The organism is Methanobacterium sp. (assembly GCA_016222945.1).
Taxonomy (GTDB): Archaea; Methanobacteriota; Methanobacteria; order Methanobacteriales; family Methanobacteriaceae; genus Methanobacterium_D.
On sequence record JACRPY010000009.1, the window covers coordinates 1 to 13,500 of the forward strand.

Consider the following 13,500-nt stretch of genomic DNA (forward strand, 5'->3'; position numbering starts at 1 on the left):
ACATCTTGAGCAGCATTTAAATCAGTGTTGCTACTGAAGTAAGCTCTGTAAATCAATAAAGCAGCTACAGCTATGACGATAACACCGCCAAACAATAAAATATATTCAGCTGCTCCCTGACCACCTTCATCTTTCAAAAAACTCATAGTAAAGCACCTCCATTTTATAAGTATAATTTTTTTATAAACGTCTTAATATATAAACATACACATAAATTGTAAACATATATATTAAATATAATGCCCGAGAGTACAATAAAATCATATTTTATGCATATTGCTAATTCTGTGATTACTATTACAAAATGTAAATCCATTTTCACAACAGTATTAGTTTTATATACCTCTTGTGTGCATATATTCACATATAAAATAAAATGTAGTGGGTAGATATGCCAAAAAATTATAGTTTAAGAGAACTTACCATAGAAATAATCAGAGAAAAGGAACTACCTAAAAAAAAGATCCTTGAACAGATTAGAAGAAAATCCGGTAAATCTATTTCAGATAAAACTCTAAATGAAATTTTAATGAGCCTCTTAAAAGAAAGAGAAATATATATTACTGGTTATGATTTTGATGTTTATAAAGGAATGAAACGAATACAATCCATAAAAGCAGAAGGGATTATATTTGGACTGATAAAAACTGATCCTCTGGAAATTGGGCTTCTTATTAATCAGTTGGAAAGTGATGATCCATCCCTGGTAAGAAATGCGCTTTATGAGCTAAAAATGATTTTTAAAAAGAAAGTTGATCAAATGAAGGGCCTCCTAACGCCAGAAATTAAAATGCAAGATACAGATGGAATTTTCAATAAAATGGTTTTTTATATTAAATCTCAATCCCCTGATCAAAAATTAGTATTGAAAAACAAATTAGCATGGAGTCTTAGTGACGAAGAGGAATCTGCTGAATTATTTGAACATTTTATAAATTATATTAAATCACAAAAATAAACAATAATTTTCGTTTATAGTTTTATATTAATGTATGCTTCCCCTTACACTGTTGACATCTTGTGCAGCATTAAAAGGGTTTGTAGACTTTATATAATTAGAATATATCAAAAGTGCAGCTACAGCTATAACTATGACACCACCAAACAATAAAATATATTCAGCTGCTCCCTGACCATATTCATCTTTTAAAAACATCATAATAAATTTCCTCAATTTAATTTTTACTGAAGTAATATAAATACATTACATTACAACGCAATAAACTGTTTATTAATATTTTATACGAATCCCATCATCCATTTAGCAAAATTGTTTTAAAAAAGGATTAAATATGGATAAATAATTATTTTAAAAAGTTTAAAGAGACATTAAGATATGAAAGTGCTTATGATGCCCTGCGGAATAGGTATGGGTCATATCTCCAGAGATATTGCCATTGCCCAAAAACTTCAGGAAAGGAATATTGAAATTGTTTTTGCAAGTTATGGCTCTGGATATGATATGTTAAAAGAGTACGGGAAATATGAAACTGTTAAATTACCTGAAATAAAATTTTATGGTGATGGCGGAGAATTAAACATGAAGTACACTGCCAAAAAATCAATTGATACTCCTTTTATTTTCCTTAAAAGCATATATCATGAATCAAAAATCATAAAAAAATATAAACCTGATGTTGTTGTGGCTGATTCTCATTATTCCATCCCCATAACTTGTAAAGTCTTAGGAGTACCGTGCATCCTGATAACAAACGAATTAACACTCAATTTTTCCGATTTTTATCCTGATGAAAAACCAATGGAATATCTTGAAAATGGGCTTAAAAGATTTATTATAGATGTTTCAAATCAGTGCAATGCCATTTTAATTCCAGATATTAAAAATTCAATAGAAATACCTCCAAAATTAAAGAACAAAACAACATTCATTGGCCCTATCCTTAAAAATAGCTCAAAAAATCTTTTAAGTAAAAAAGAACTGAGAAAAAAACATGGATTTAATAATTCTGAGAAAATAGTTCTTGTTACCGTAGGTGGAAGTGATTTTGGAAAGAATTTACTCCAATTGGTTTGCAAAACAGCAGATAAAATAGAAGCTTCTAAAATAATAATGATCACAGGGCCGAAAATAGAGTCTGATTTTATTCCCGATTCGAATAAAATAATAAAAAAGAAGTTTCAAAAAGATATTATGGAATGGATGAAACTTTCCGATATAGTAATAAGCCTTGCAGGTCATAATACTACTATGGAACTTGCTTGTCTTGGTATTCCCAGCATTCTCATACCTATTGCTAATCATCCAGAACAATTAAAAAATGCACTGAACATGGAAAAATATGGTATATCTAAAGTAATGAAACTAAATAAAATAAATTCTAAAGATTTTGCAAATGAAATAAATCGCATGTTAACTGATGATAATTTAAAAATGAAAACCAATAAAATTAAAAAAGAATTTGATAAATATGATGGAACAGAGATTGCAGCAGAGATCATTTCGAAACATGCAGCGCTTAAAGAGCAACATTTATAATGAATAAATAAATATATATCTTTTTGGAGGCATTAAATGATCAATTTACTTATTACAGCTTTTGGAGTGGTTTTAGTTATTGGAGGATTTTATGCTATGTCTTTTGGATTTCCAGGTCCTTCAGCTCCGCCAAATTTTTTATATTTCTTTATGGGATTATGCTCTTCAGTTTTAGGGGCAATACTTGTAATTTTCTTTGGAGGTAGAGTTAACTTTGAAGGGATGAAATTAAGATCCAAAGAAAAAAAAGTATCTAAAAAAGATAAAAAAGCTGTTAAACCTATTGTAAAACCTAAAGAAACCAAGCGGCCAGAAGTTCCTAAAAAAATCGAGCCGAAATTAGCTAAAAAACCTAAAGAAAAATCAGGCGTTAAAACTATATTATCTTCCAAAAAACCAGCAGAAAGTACTGGAGAAAAAGAAAGGAAACCGATAGTTCCCAAAAAAATCGAGCCTAAACGTGTGCCCTCAAAAACTATGAAAGAGGAAAAAACTCCGGAAATAGGTAAAAGAAAACCTATTACGGCTCAAAAGAAAGAAACTGCGGCTAAAATTAGTGAAAGTTCTCCAAAAGATAAAGCTGAAAAGAAAACGTCTAAATTCATGGGTAAAAAGGTGGAACCTGTGAAACCTACCAGCAAAACTGAAGAAGAATTTGTAAAAAACAGATTGAACAAGTTGAAAGAAAATTACATTAAAAATGCTCACGATATTGAAAATCTTATAGAAGAACGTCTTGATTCTTTCAAAGGAACCCTTGATCAAATTAAATCCGAATCAAAAGACCCTAGCATAATATGGTCCTTTGATGCGGGTGATGTACAGGAAACTATGAAAGAAACAATCTTAAAAGCAAATAAAAGGATATTAATGATGTATCCTTGGGTTAGGAATATAGATGTTGGTGTTCTTAAAAGATTTATGGAAACCAAAAGCAAAATGATCATACAAGAAGCAAGTTTGGATGATGATGCATCCGTTGAACTTATAAAACTTTTAATGGACAATAATGTGGAAATAAGAACTATGCCTAATGTCCACACTGTTGCAATTGTATCTGATGAAGATAATGGTTTAATAATATCCACAGATCCTATTTATGAGAGTTTTGAAGTGGGAGTTGTTTATAAAGACCAAAAATCCATTGAAGAAATTGAAAGAATGTTTGGAGAAGCATGGAATCTTTCAAAAGACATTGACTTAGAGATAAAAGAAGAATAATAATATTCTGGAGTTAAATTCATGGAAATAAAATGGTTTGGACACTCTGCATTTGAAATCATATCTGATGAAAATTTAAAAATATTAATAGACCCATTCATAAGCAATAATCCTGTTTGCCCGGTTAAAGTTGAAGAACTCGATGCAGACATAATATGTGTCACCCATGGACATGCAGATCACTTCGGGGACACAATGGAAATAGCAAACAGGACTGGTGCCCAAATAATAGGAAACCATGAGCATTCAGTATATCTTGCAAAACAGGGTTTTGAAGTAATGGGAATGAACATTGGTGGAACCATAAAAATTCATAATATACAAATAACAATGGTTAATTCAAATCATTCCTCCGATATGGACTTCATAGAAGAGATTGGCGCTGGAGGAAGCGCTTGTGGTTTCATAATTCAACTTGAAAGAGGCAGAAAAATATATCATTCAGGAGATACTGGCCTTTTTGGAGATATGAAGACTGTAATTAACGATATTTATAAACCCCAAATTGCATTAATCCCTATAGGAGATAGATATACCATGGGGCCATTTGAAGCTGCAATAGCCGCTGAATGGCTTGATCCAGAAATTATAATACCTATGCATTACAACACATTTCCTGTAATCAAACAGGACCCAGAAGAGTTTGCCCGCAGAGTTGAATCAATAAACAAAGAGATGAAGGTTGTTATCCTTGAACCTGGCCAATTATATAAAGAGTGATAAGATGCAGAGCATTTTCAGAAGATTTCTTAATAAACTACTTGGAAAAGAGAAAAAATTAAAAATAGGATTATATGGTCACCCTAATTCAGGGAAGACCACATTAGCTAATAGAATGACCAGTGATTGGATTGGAAAACCTCTTGGACTGGTATCGGAAATTCCTCATGAAACGAGGAAAGTTTACAGACAAGAACGCGTGAGTATTGACTACAATGGCGTTGAACTTGACTTTGATATAATAGATACGCCAGGAATAGCCACCAAAATAGATTACAAGAATTTCCTGCAGTACGGTTTATCAGAAGCAGAAGCAAAGGAAAGAGCTAAAGAAGCAACAAAAGGGATTATAGAAGCTATTAAATGGCTTGATGATGTTACAGGAGTTCTTCTAGTTGTAGATGCCACTAAAGACCCCCTTACACAGGCAAATATTACTATAATAGGTAATTTAGAGGCAAGAAAGATTCCATTTGTGATTGTTGCAAATAAAATAGATGTTCCTGAATCTTCACCAGAGAGAATATCTTCTGTATTCCCACAACATATGGTAGTACCTATTTCTGCATTGCACGGTGAAAATACTGAGGATCTTTATGACGCAATGGTTAAGAGGTTTCGATAATTAAAATAATTAATGATTTGATGGTTTAAATCAGAGGTTTTAAAATGAATGGCTTAAAAATGGATTTTCTATCTTCAGATGCTCTTCTATCTCACAGCAGCATAGAAAAAGTATCAATGATTGTAGATCGGGTGAAAGGAGGAGACTTAGTAGTTATAGAAGGAGGACTAAGTCCCGAAGAAGAAGCAGAACTCATAGAAACCACTATGAGGGAGATAGATATTGAAAATTTTGTTGGAATCGACATCTTCACTCTTGAAAAAGACCAAAAAACCTTTTTTGGGATGTCTTCAAAAAAAACTGTGGGTTTAACTATTATTGGGCCTGCAAATGTAATGAAAACTGTTAAGAAAAAGTCAAATTTTATTTCTATGATAGCAAATCTTGGTGATTCTGGTGCATCTCTGCATTAAATGCGGCGCTTTATTTAAAGGGAAACCAGAAGATATTCTAAAAGGATGCCCTGAATGCGGCAGCCACTTTTTTGAATATTACTGTGAATCTAAAGTAGAAGATAAAAAAGAGAAACCCCAAGGAGAGTCTATTGAAACAATTATGGTCCATGAACATGGCATATATGAAGTAGACCTTCCCACATTACTAGAAGATGATTCTATAATTGTTTCCGATGAAGAAGGCAAATATTTGATTGATATTAATTTTCTCCTAAAAAAAAAGATAAAAGAAAAGGATAATTTATAATTAAACTGTTTATTTTTCTTTATTCTGTTTATCGTCTTCTAAGACTTCTTTCATCAACTATATCGCATTTTCCAGAAGGCAGTATCCTGATCATGTCTTCTAAGCTAAAAATGCGTTCTTCATCAATTTTTCGAAGTATTTCCTTTGCTAAAGCTTCTTTTTTTGTGTAACCTGGTTTTATAATAATATATTTATCTGTATATTTTTTAACTGATTCTAAAGGTCCTGCCATCAATCTTTCACCTTCATAATCAACAATCCCTACTGCAATTAAAAGTGTAGCTGCCCTTATGTAATTTCTTGACCCTCTTATGATAAATGCACCTTTAGCTACAAATTCTCCTGATTCTGGAGTTTTTGAGACTTGATCTGGGTGAACCCAATACACATCCTGGGATCCAAATCCTTTTGTCCACGCACTGGAGAATGAAGCTGCAAAAGATGCAGCCTCATCGATAGTTGTTTCAGGAATTTCTTTACCTTCACTTTTTATTACAACAGATGGTGCTCCATGTATATCTGAGTGAAGATAGATATCACTGTTATCCATATGCTTTTTTACAACTATTTCATTGGTATTTGCATCTCTACCTCCAATAACCATAATTCCATCAGAAGATATAAACCATCGAAGCTTTTCAAACCATTTAAGTTCTTTTTTAACTCTTTTTTGGGGAAGAGTTATTTTTTCCATTTCTATTTCTTTTTTGCTTTTTGCTTTTTCAATTTCCTTTTTTGTTTTTTCTATAGCAATAGTAACTCCCTTTATTTTCCTTTTAGCTTTTTTAGCCTTTTCATAATAGACTTCAGCACTTTCAGGGATTTCCTTTGTGGAATCTACCAATATTACTGTTTTATCAACTTTTAATGTAAGATTTCCAAGCTTATCTAAGGATTCAATGATATTTGCATCTTCTAATCCGTCTTTTTTTGCTTGTTTAAGTTTAGAAGCTATTTCATTCCATGAATATTTTTCTCTGGCGTTTTTTATTATATCCAAAATATTTTGAACTGCAGCATAATTTGAATAAAGTAATTCCCCCTTCTTTTGGGATTCTTCAATGGTTCTTTCAAATTTTTGGAGGGTTTCTTCCTGTATTTTAAGTCTTTTTTCGAATTTTTTAACTTCAGCCCCCCAAATTCCATCATATTCCTTTTTTATGTCTGCTCTAACTTTACTACTAAAGAATTCATCTGCAGCCTCGTTATATGTTTCAAATGTCTCTTTTTTGTAGTTATTATACAGCTCAATATCCAGTGGCAGAACATCTTCCTTTCCATCTGATATTACCTGAGGATTAAATTTATATGTTCTAAGGGGTTTGAAAAGTTCATAAATAGCATTGTAAATTGAATCACACCTTTCATCTGTGACTTCCACAGCAGGTAAATCTTTCTGTATATTAGACCTCAAAATAATTTCTTCAGCGTATACACCGCCTAATCCACTTCTTGCAAGAGTTCTTATAATATCAGAATCGGAATTTTCAAATATTTCCTTAAGTTTATCTTTTTTTAATTCTAAGGGGTTTATTCCTCTTGTTGGAGGGTATTTATATTCTTCTTTAGATGATATTTTCCTATCGCTCCATAATTTACGTTTAAGAGGTAAGATAATCTTTCCTTCTTCATTTAGAAGAATTATGTTTCCTTTAGCAAATAGTTCTGCAACTAAAGTGAATTTCTCCTCTTTAGCTATGTGAAACTCTACAATCCTATCAAAGTTATATTGCCTAATATCTTCTACAGTTCCTCCTTTAATATATTTTCTAAGGAGCATTGGAAAGTTAGGAGGTATTTTAGGATTTGGTAATGGGTATTGGGTTGTGTGTATTCTTCTTCCTGCTTGAAATGCTACATCTACTCTTCCTTTACCCGATACATGGAATCTCAATATTACAGTATCTTTAGTTGGCTGAAACGCTTTATCAACCCTTGCACCTTTCAATAATTCCTTTAATTCATGACAAATAGCAAAAACATCTACATTAGACATATTTTTCATTTATAACACCTTAAAATCCCTCAAAAATCTTTGATTTTTGGGGCACGAATTTTTGATTCGTTAGCTTTGATTTAGGTTCAGGAAATGCTATCAAAATCTCTCAAAAATTCTATGAATTTTTTTTTTTGGAGCCCTCGAACATTATCATGTTCGGGGCATCGAAACTAAAGTTTCGATAGTGCAAAACTTTCAGTTTTGCTTACTTCGATTTTGATACAGCAAAATTCAAAGAATTTTGCATGATGCGCATTTCTTTCAACCTCAAAAATTGAAAATTTTTGTGGCCGCCGAACACTTGTGTTCGGGCCTACAAATCTTTCGATTTTGGCCAAGAAAAACCATGTTTTCTCCGGCCTTCGAAATCATGGATTTCGAAAGTTCAGAAACTTTAGTTTCCTCCAACCCTAAAAATCTTAAAAACATTTATTTCATTAGATTTAATCACAAAAATATTTTATTCAATATAAAACATTTATTAGATAACCCTACTAAAGTATATAACAAGCTAATTCTAATTATAAAATACTTTTTGTATATTTGTTAGAACATGAATTAAAAGTCATCGAATTATGAAATAGTGGAGCAGTTTGACATTAATTAAAGAAAATAGCTTCAAATTAATATATTATTTAATAAAAAAATACGGTGGAGGAAAAATTATGGATGTAGACGGTAAAGTAGCTGCAATTCATACAGTTGCTGCTGTAGCAGTAGGTTATATCTCTTTCAAGCTTACAAATGAAGCAATGGCCATTGTAATTGCAATAATTGTCCTTTATTTAATGGGTCAAGTTTCAGAAAGATTATTTGGAAAGGAAGAAGTTGGTGGCATGAAGGGATGGCTTTGGAGCGGAATAGTTCCCTTCTTTTTTATATGGCTCATGACATGGGTAATATTCATGAACCATCCATTATAAACTTCAAATTTAAATTTTTTTTTAATTTAATTCCTTTTTATTTATTCTATTTCTTTTAAATATTAGAATGCCCAGTAAAATAGCCATATAAACACGGAAAGTAATGCAGATATGATTATCAGCGGGGCAAATATCCTGCTTACTGCAACAACGGAGCTTATTGTTGTTACAAGCTCGGTAGCGTTTAAAGGACCAAGAGTTTTAATATCTTCAATTTTACTCATTTTACAGCCAACAGAAACTTCTTCTAAATCATTTAAAGCTATTTTAGTGCATTTTAAAATGGCATTTATCATTTCATCCTGTTTTCTGTGACCTACAGGATTATGACCTCCAGATAACGTATTTACATAATGTGTATCTGTAGTCATTACTTCCGCTTGATCTACACCTAATTCCATGACTTTATCTAATATTTTCTCTCTAAACCCTTTGAACATGTTATTTGAATCCAAAAGAATGTAAGCTGTTTTTTGGGAAGTATTATCAGAATCATATGCCTCTAAAACCATGATTTTTAATCCACTTAACCCTATACCATCTTCTTTTGAAAAATCAGTTAAGGGATCACTTGCACATCCTATTCTAATTTTGTTTTCACTTTCAAGATTTTGAATTTTCTCAACTGCACCCATAAGCTCGAAAACTTCCTTATTACCTGGTAAAATCCTTCCACCTTCTCCTTTAAAGCTGTTGTGGCAGTCTACAAGAATAACATTTTCAACATCACATGATGCCTTTGCAAGATTCGTAACGGCAAGGCCAATTCCAAAATCAATATCATCAAATCCTTTTGGGGAGAATGTGGCAAGCATTAATAAATTCTTATCAAAATACTGTGCACCTATCTTCGCACGTTCATTTTCAACTCTAAAAAATTTACTGACATTATCAAAGTAATCCATATCCTTTAAAGCATCTTTAACAACTTTTTCTATCTTATTTATTTCTTTATAAGAAACTGGATTAAAATCATGTGTTGAGGGTCCATGGGAAACCATGGTGAACGCATCAAACTTATTAGCAAGAATTGTAGGCATATTTCCGCCACCAATATTTCCAATTGGGCCTGGATGAACACAGGGAGCTAAGAAAATTGCTTTAACACCATTTTTACCTTTAAAACTTAATATTCCTATTAATGTATCAATAGGTTCTCCCATATCATCAAAAACCTTTTCCATAGCACGAGAACCTTCTGTAAGATGGGCTAATGTGAGACTTAGAAGCTCTAAACCTCCAACCCCTAAATTTCTCCTCATAGGCGATTCCATAACTGCTACAAGGGAGTAAACCGCAGCCATAAGTATTAATGATGCTATTATAATCTTTATAAGAATGGCTATTATACTGAAACTACCAATATTGGTTGTTATATTAGTTAAAGAGACTATAACTATCACCATGCTGACAATAAGAACAGGTTGAATCGCAGCTACGCTAATAGATTTCAAAAGACTAATATTAGATGTTCCCCATAACACAATAATTCGAAAAGCAAATACAATAGCAATACCAAATATTAATGCATCAAGTGTGTAATTATAATTATAAGCAGAAAAAGCTGATGCAAGACTACCTAATACGTAAATTAGCCCCACTAACATCATGGCGAAAAGAGACACAAACATGGATTGTTTCATTTTCATGTGTCTGCCCTTAAATGAGTTTATAATGGGTTGGGTTAATCCTCCACTCATTATTGATGTGAATCCAAAAATCAAAAACCCAGTGGCACCTCCGTAGATTACACTATATAATATAGAACTTTGTGCTGCAGGCTCCATTAATGAAACAATGCATCCTATAATGAAACTCAAGAATATAATACTTAAAAGAGAAATTCTGGTTGTTGGTAGTGTCATGATATATTTAGTAAGACTTACAATTTTTTCACTGGACATAAATTAAACCTCTGATAATCACTTATTTTTATCGCCAAGATAATAAATAGCTATTATACTTATTTAATAATAACGTTATGGAATAAATAACAATCATTAAATAACAATATTTAAAATTATTTCAAAAGAATATAAAGAAAAATAGAATATATTTAGATATAGGTGAGTAAATGGACATAAAACTTAAAACACCCCTTTCAAAAGAAGATACTAAAAAATTAAGTGTTGGAGATATTGTATATCTATCTGGAATTATTTATACTGCAAGAGACCGAGCTCATCAAAGAATTTTAGAGGACGGTTCACCAGTAAACCTCAAAGGGGCTGTTATTTTCCATGCAGGCCCTATTATTAAAATATCACCATCAAATGAAGATGAATACAAAATGGTTGCAGTGGGACCTACAACAAGCACTCGAATGAATCCTTACCAGCCAGATGTTCTTAAATTAGGAGTAAATGCCATAATTGGGAAAGGTGGTATGGACAGCAAAACTGAAGAAGCTTTAATTGAAAACAACGCAGTATATCTTGCTGCAGTAGGTGGATGCGCAGCATTATATGTTAAATCAATATTAGAAGTTAAAAGTGTTAATTGGATTGATTTAGGTGTTCCCGAAGCAATATGGAAGCTTGAAGTTAAAGATTTTGGCCCCCTTGTTGTAGCAATGGATTCTAATGGCAGAAATCTTTACAAAGAAGTCCAAAATAAAATTGAAGCCAATATTAATTAATATTTATTTTTAAGGATTATATGACAAATAAAGAATATTTACTCCAGGGATTTATAGATACACACATCCACACAGCCCCAGATATTAAGCCAAGAATTTTAAATGATATAGATGCAGCTTTAGAAGCAAAAAAAGAGCGAATGCAAGCTATTGTCATTAAATCTCATGTGGAATCCACTGCAGGAAGAGCAAATATTGCAGAAGCAGTATCAGGGTTTAAAGTGATTGGAGGTATCTGTTTAAATTCAAGTGTTGGAGGATTAAATTCAGAAGCTGTTAAGGTCACCGCCAGGCTTGGAGGTAAAATTGTGTGGTTTCCAACAATTTCTGCCCCTAAAATCCATATAAATTATGAAAATACAGAAGATATTCTCAATATAATTGCAGAAAATGATTTAGTTTTAGCATCAGGCCATTTAAAACCAGCTGATATATTTAAACTTCTTGATTATGCAAAGAGTGCAGGAATTAAAAAAATAGTCATAAATCATCCTTTAACAGGTGTTGTTGGTGCAAATATTGATGAACAAAAAGAAATAGCCAAATATACTTATCTTGAACACTGCTTTGTCGCGTGTATGGAAAAGCATGATAATTTAGATCCACAGTTAATTGCCGATGCAATAACTGAAATTGGACCTGAAAGGTGTATAATGGCCACTGATTTTGGTCAAGTGCATAATCAAAGACCAGTAGATGGAATAAAAATGTTTGTAAATTCCATGTTGAAATATGGCATTAAAAAAAGAGATATAAACAAAATGTGTATTGAAAATCCTTTTAAATTATTTTTAGAATAAAAATAGTGTTCAAATATTAAAAATAAAAAAAATATGGGATATATTTAATCAATATCCTCAAATCTTCCTTCTAATTTCTCCATAACACCAGGTAATGAAGTGTATTCCATTTCATCAGCTGGAAGCCTGTGTGGTTCGAAAGGACCATGTCTTCTCATGTATTCTGCAACTTCTGATGCAAGTTCTCTTGATCTGTCATATGCAGGATCGTCGAACATGTCTGCCGGGCCTACTAATTTACAATCCGCTATTTGGAATCCAAGAGCCATTACTCGTGGAGGTCCGTCAAATCGTACAGGGTATGCGTTTTTCTGTGCTACAGGCATTAATGGGCCGTTGTGGGAACCTCTCATCCATCCACCTACTAAATGAGGGAATGCAAATGGTTCTACGACTTCTCCAGCAGCAGGGAATCCAGACTGTGACCTTACTATTGCAACAGGGTCGTCTTTTCCAACATATTGTCCAGCCAGTAAATTTAATCTTTCTGTGCTTATAGAAGCTGCTATTTCACCGTCATCTTTTCTAGTAACCCTTTTTATAACATATCTACTTATTGATCCTAAAAGAGCCAGTGCGTCATACATTTCTTCAGGGCAGCTCATTTTAACTTTTCTGTGTTCCATAACATCGAATATTTCAAATTCAAAACCGTTATGCAGGGATGGGTCTATTACAAGTCCTGCTGTAGTAAACGGGTCTGCAAACATTTTAAAAATAGGCATGTTAAATGCACCTGGTTCTGTTTTATCACAACAGAATATAACTACAGGGTCACTTGGTCTTTCTTTAAATTCCATTTCTGCAGCACCAGGCCCCATTCCCCTAATATTTCCTGAAAATGTGTCTGAGAGAAGGTCTTGACCTGCACCATAAAGTTTCAGTTCTTTTGCAATTGCAGTGGCTTCTGTAAATGCGTTAAATGCTAATCCATGGATTTCTTCGTTTTCTTCGCCCTGTCTGTGAGTCATTATAAGTTCTGTGTCGTCACCACAATTGGTGACATAAAAGTCTTCAAGGAGTCCTTCTTCCTTAGCTTTTCCTAATATTTCCTCACACTTTGCCAGTAAGGCCGGATGAGCTAAACCATGTCCTGCTATACTTCCAACGTCTGCTTTAATTACACTAATAGTTGTTTTCATTTAAAAAACACCTCCGTTATCATAAGAATTTTAAACGAGTATAAAATTTGATTAAAGGCGGCTTTGGTTTGTCATTTTTGAATAATTTTAATTCCAAAATGACTTAAAAACAATAACGTACGTTATATCACCCTTAATCCTATAGAAAGTATGATGTTGTAACAATATAAAACTTACGATGACAACATCCACTCTTAAAATAAAATTTGCACAATTCACTTTTAAACATGAAA

The 13,500-nt window shown here is 32.5% G+C and carries 15 protein-coding genes; 10 read left to right on the forward strand and 5 right to left on the reverse strand.

Going from position 1 to position 13,500, the window contains the following annotated elements:
* A partial coding sequence (locus HZC47_11470; protein ID MBI5681503.1) for a class III signal peptide-containing protein occupies positions 1–146 on the reverse strand: 146 nt, incomplete at its 3' end.
* Positions 147–391: 245 nt separating this feature from the next.
* On the opposite strand from HZC47_11470, the gene HZC47_11475 reads away from it, so the two are divergent.
* The gene (locus HZC47_11475) at positions 392–958 is read left to right on the forward strand and encodes a hypothetical protein (GenBank protein ID MBI5681504.1); all 567 of its coding nucleotides are present in this window, start codon (positions 392–394) and stop codon (positions 956–958) included.
* A gap of 27 nt (positions 959–985) precedes the next feature.
* On the opposite strand, the gene HZC47_11480 is transcribed toward HZC47_11475, so the two are convergent.
* Positions 986–1,159 (reverse strand): class III signal peptide-containing protein, encoded by a 174-nt coding sequence (locus HZC47_11480; GenBank protein MBI5681505.1) that lies wholly within the window; start codon positions 1,157–1,159, stop codon positions 986–988.
* 177 nt (positions 1,160–1,336) lie between these two features.
* Here HZC47_11480 and HZC47_11485 point away from each other — a divergent pair, with 177 nt between their 5' ends.
* The 6 genes from HZC47_11485 to HZC47_11510 are packed head-to-tail and all read left to right on the forward strand — an operon-like array spanning position 1,337 to position 5,765.
* On the forward strand, positions 1,337–2,497 hold the full coding sequence (locus tag HZC47_11485; protein ID MBI5681506.1) for a UDP-N-acetylglucosamine--N-acetylmuramyl-(pentapeptide) pyrophosphoryl-undecaprenol N-acetylglucosamine transferase: 1,161 nt from the start codon (positions 1,337–1,339) through the stop codon (positions 2,495–2,497).
* A gap of 36 nt (positions 2,498–2,533) precedes the next feature.
* Positions 2,534–3,718, forward strand: coding sequence for a hypothetical protein (locus HZC47_11490; protein MBI5681507.1), 1,185 nt, complete (start codon positions 2,534–2,536; stop codon positions 3,716–3,718).
* A 21-nt stretch (positions 3,719–3,739) separates the two neighbouring features.
* Positions 3,740–4,438: a metal-dependent hydrolase gene (locus HZC47_11495; protein ID MBI5681508.1), complete on the forward strand. Its 699-nt coding sequence runs from the start codon at positions 3,740–3,742 to the stop codon at positions 4,436–4,438.
* A 4-nt stretch (positions 4,439–4,442) separates the two neighbouring features.
* Positions 4,443–5,063, forward strand: a complete 621-nt coding sequence (locus HZC47_11500) for a 50S ribosome-binding GTPase (GenBank protein MBI5681509.1) — start codon at positions 4,443–4,445, stop codon at positions 5,061–5,063.
* Positions 5,064–5,107: 44 nt separating this feature from the next.
* Complete coding sequence (locus tag HZC47_11505) at positions 5,108–5,476, forward strand: DUF2073 domain-containing protein (GenBank protein MBI5681510.1); 369 nt, start codon at positions 5,108–5,110, stop codon at positions 5,474–5,476.
* Positions 5,460–5,765 (forward strand): hypothetical protein, encoded by a 306-nt coding sequence (locus HZC47_11510; protein MBI5681511.1) that lies wholly within the window; start codon positions 5,460–5,462, stop codon positions 5,763–5,765. Before HZC47_11505 ends, HZC47_11510 begins: the two co-directional genes overlap by 17 nt.
* Before the next feature lie 28 nt (positions 5,766–5,793).
* Here the strand turns inward: HZC47_11510 and HZC47_11515 are convergent, their stop codons facing one another.
* A complete protein-coding gene (locus HZC47_11515) occupies positions 5,794–7,770 on the reverse strand; it encodes an NFACT family protein (protein ID MBI5681512.1) in 1,977 nt (658 codons plus the stop codon).
* 659 nt (positions 7,771–8,429) lie between these two features.
* Between HZC47_11515 and HZC47_11520 the strand changes: the two genes are divergently transcribed.
* Positions 8,430–8,687 (forward strand): DUF5379 family protein, encoded by a 258-nt coding sequence (locus HZC47_11520; protein MBI5681513.1) that lies wholly within the window; start codon positions 8,430–8,432, stop codon positions 8,685–8,687.
* 62 nt (positions 8,688–8,749) lie between these two features.
* Here the strand turns inward: HZC47_11520 and HZC47_11525 are convergent, their stop codons facing one another.
* Positions 8,750–10,591: a DUF2070 family protein gene (locus HZC47_11525; GenBank protein MBI5681514.1), complete on the reverse strand. Its 1,842-nt coding sequence runs from the start codon at positions 10,589–10,591 to the stop codon at positions 8,750–8,752.
* A gap of 170 nt (positions 10,592–10,761) precedes the next feature.
* Between HZC47_11525 and HZC47_11530 the strand changes: the two genes are divergently transcribed.
* On the forward strand, positions 10,762–11,325 hold the full coding sequence (locus HZC47_11530; GenBank protein ID MBI5681515.1) for a fumarate hydratase C-terminal domain-containing protein: 564 nt from the start codon (positions 10,762–10,764) through the stop codon (positions 11,323–11,325).
* A gap of 20 nt (positions 11,326–11,345) precedes the next feature.
* Positions 11,346–12,125, forward strand: a complete 780-nt coding sequence (locus HZC47_11535) for a hypothetical protein (GenBank protein MBI5681516.1) — start codon at positions 11,346–11,348, stop codon at positions 12,123–12,125.
* A gap of 44 nt (positions 12,126–12,169) precedes the next feature.
* Here HZC47_11535 and HZC47_11540 read toward each other — a convergent pair whose 3' ends face one another.
* Complete coding sequence (locus HZC47_11540) at positions 12,170–13,267, reverse strand: fructose 1,6-bisphosphatase (GenBank protein ID MBI5681517.1); 1,098 nt, start codon at positions 13,265–13,267, stop codon at positions 12,170–12,172.
* Between the last annotated feature and the right edge of the window lie 233 nt (positions 13,268–13,500).

What these genes read in the sequence shown, in the direction of transcription:
- HZC47_11475 (MBI5681504.1), top strand. Translation starts at nt 392, where the DNA reads ATGCCAAAAAATTATAGTTTAAGAGAACTTACCATAGAAATAATCAGA.
- HZC47_11480 (MBI5681505.1), bottom strand. Translation starts at nt 1,159, where the DNA reads ATGATGTTTTTAAAAGATGAATATGGTCAGGGAGCAGCTGAATATATT.
- HZC47_11485 (MBI5681506.1), top strand. Translation starts at nt 1,337, where the DNA reads ATGAAAGTGCTTATGATGCCCTGCGGAATAGGTATGGGTCATATCTCC.
- HZC47_11490 (MBI5681507.1), top strand. Translation starts at nt 2,534, where the DNA reads ATGATCAATTTACTTATTACAGCTTTTGGAGTGGTTTTAGTTATTGGA.
- HZC47_11495 (MBI5681508.1), top strand. Translation starts at nt 3,740, where the DNA reads ATGGAAATAAAATGGTTTGGACACTCTGCATTTGAAATCATATCTGAT.
- HZC47_11500 (MBI5681509.1), top strand. Translation starts at nt 4,443, where the DNA reads ATGCAGAGCATTTTCAGAAGATTTCTTAATAAACTACTTGGAAAAGAG.
- HZC47_11505 (MBI5681510.1), top strand. Translation starts at nt 5,108, where the DNA reads ATGAATGGCTTAAAAATGGATTTTCTATCTTCAGATGCTCTTCTATCT.
- HZC47_11515 (MBI5681512.1), bottom strand. Translation starts at nt 7,770, where the DNA reads ATGAAAAATATGTCTAATGTAGATGTTTTTGCTATTTGTCATGAATTA.
- HZC47_11520 (MBI5681513.1), top strand. Translation starts at nt 8,430, where the DNA reads ATGGATGTAGACGGTAAAGTAGCTGCAATTCATACAGTTGCTGCTGTA.
- HZC47_11525 (MBI5681514.1), bottom strand. Translation starts at nt 10,591, where the DNA reads ATGTCCAGTGAAAAAATTGTAAGTCTTACTAAATATATCATGACACTA.
- HZC47_11530 (MBI5681515.1), top strand. Translation starts at nt 10,762, where the DNA reads ATGGACATAAAACTTAAAACACCCCTTTCAAAAGAAGATACTAAAAAA.
- HZC47_11535 (MBI5681516.1), top strand. Translation starts at nt 11,346, where the DNA reads ATGACAAATAAAGAATATTTACTCCAGGGATTTATAGATACACACATC.
- HZC47_11540 (MBI5681517.1), bottom strand. Translation starts at nt 13,267, where the DNA reads ATGAAAACAACTATTAGTGTAATTAAAGCAGACGTTGGAAGTATAGCA.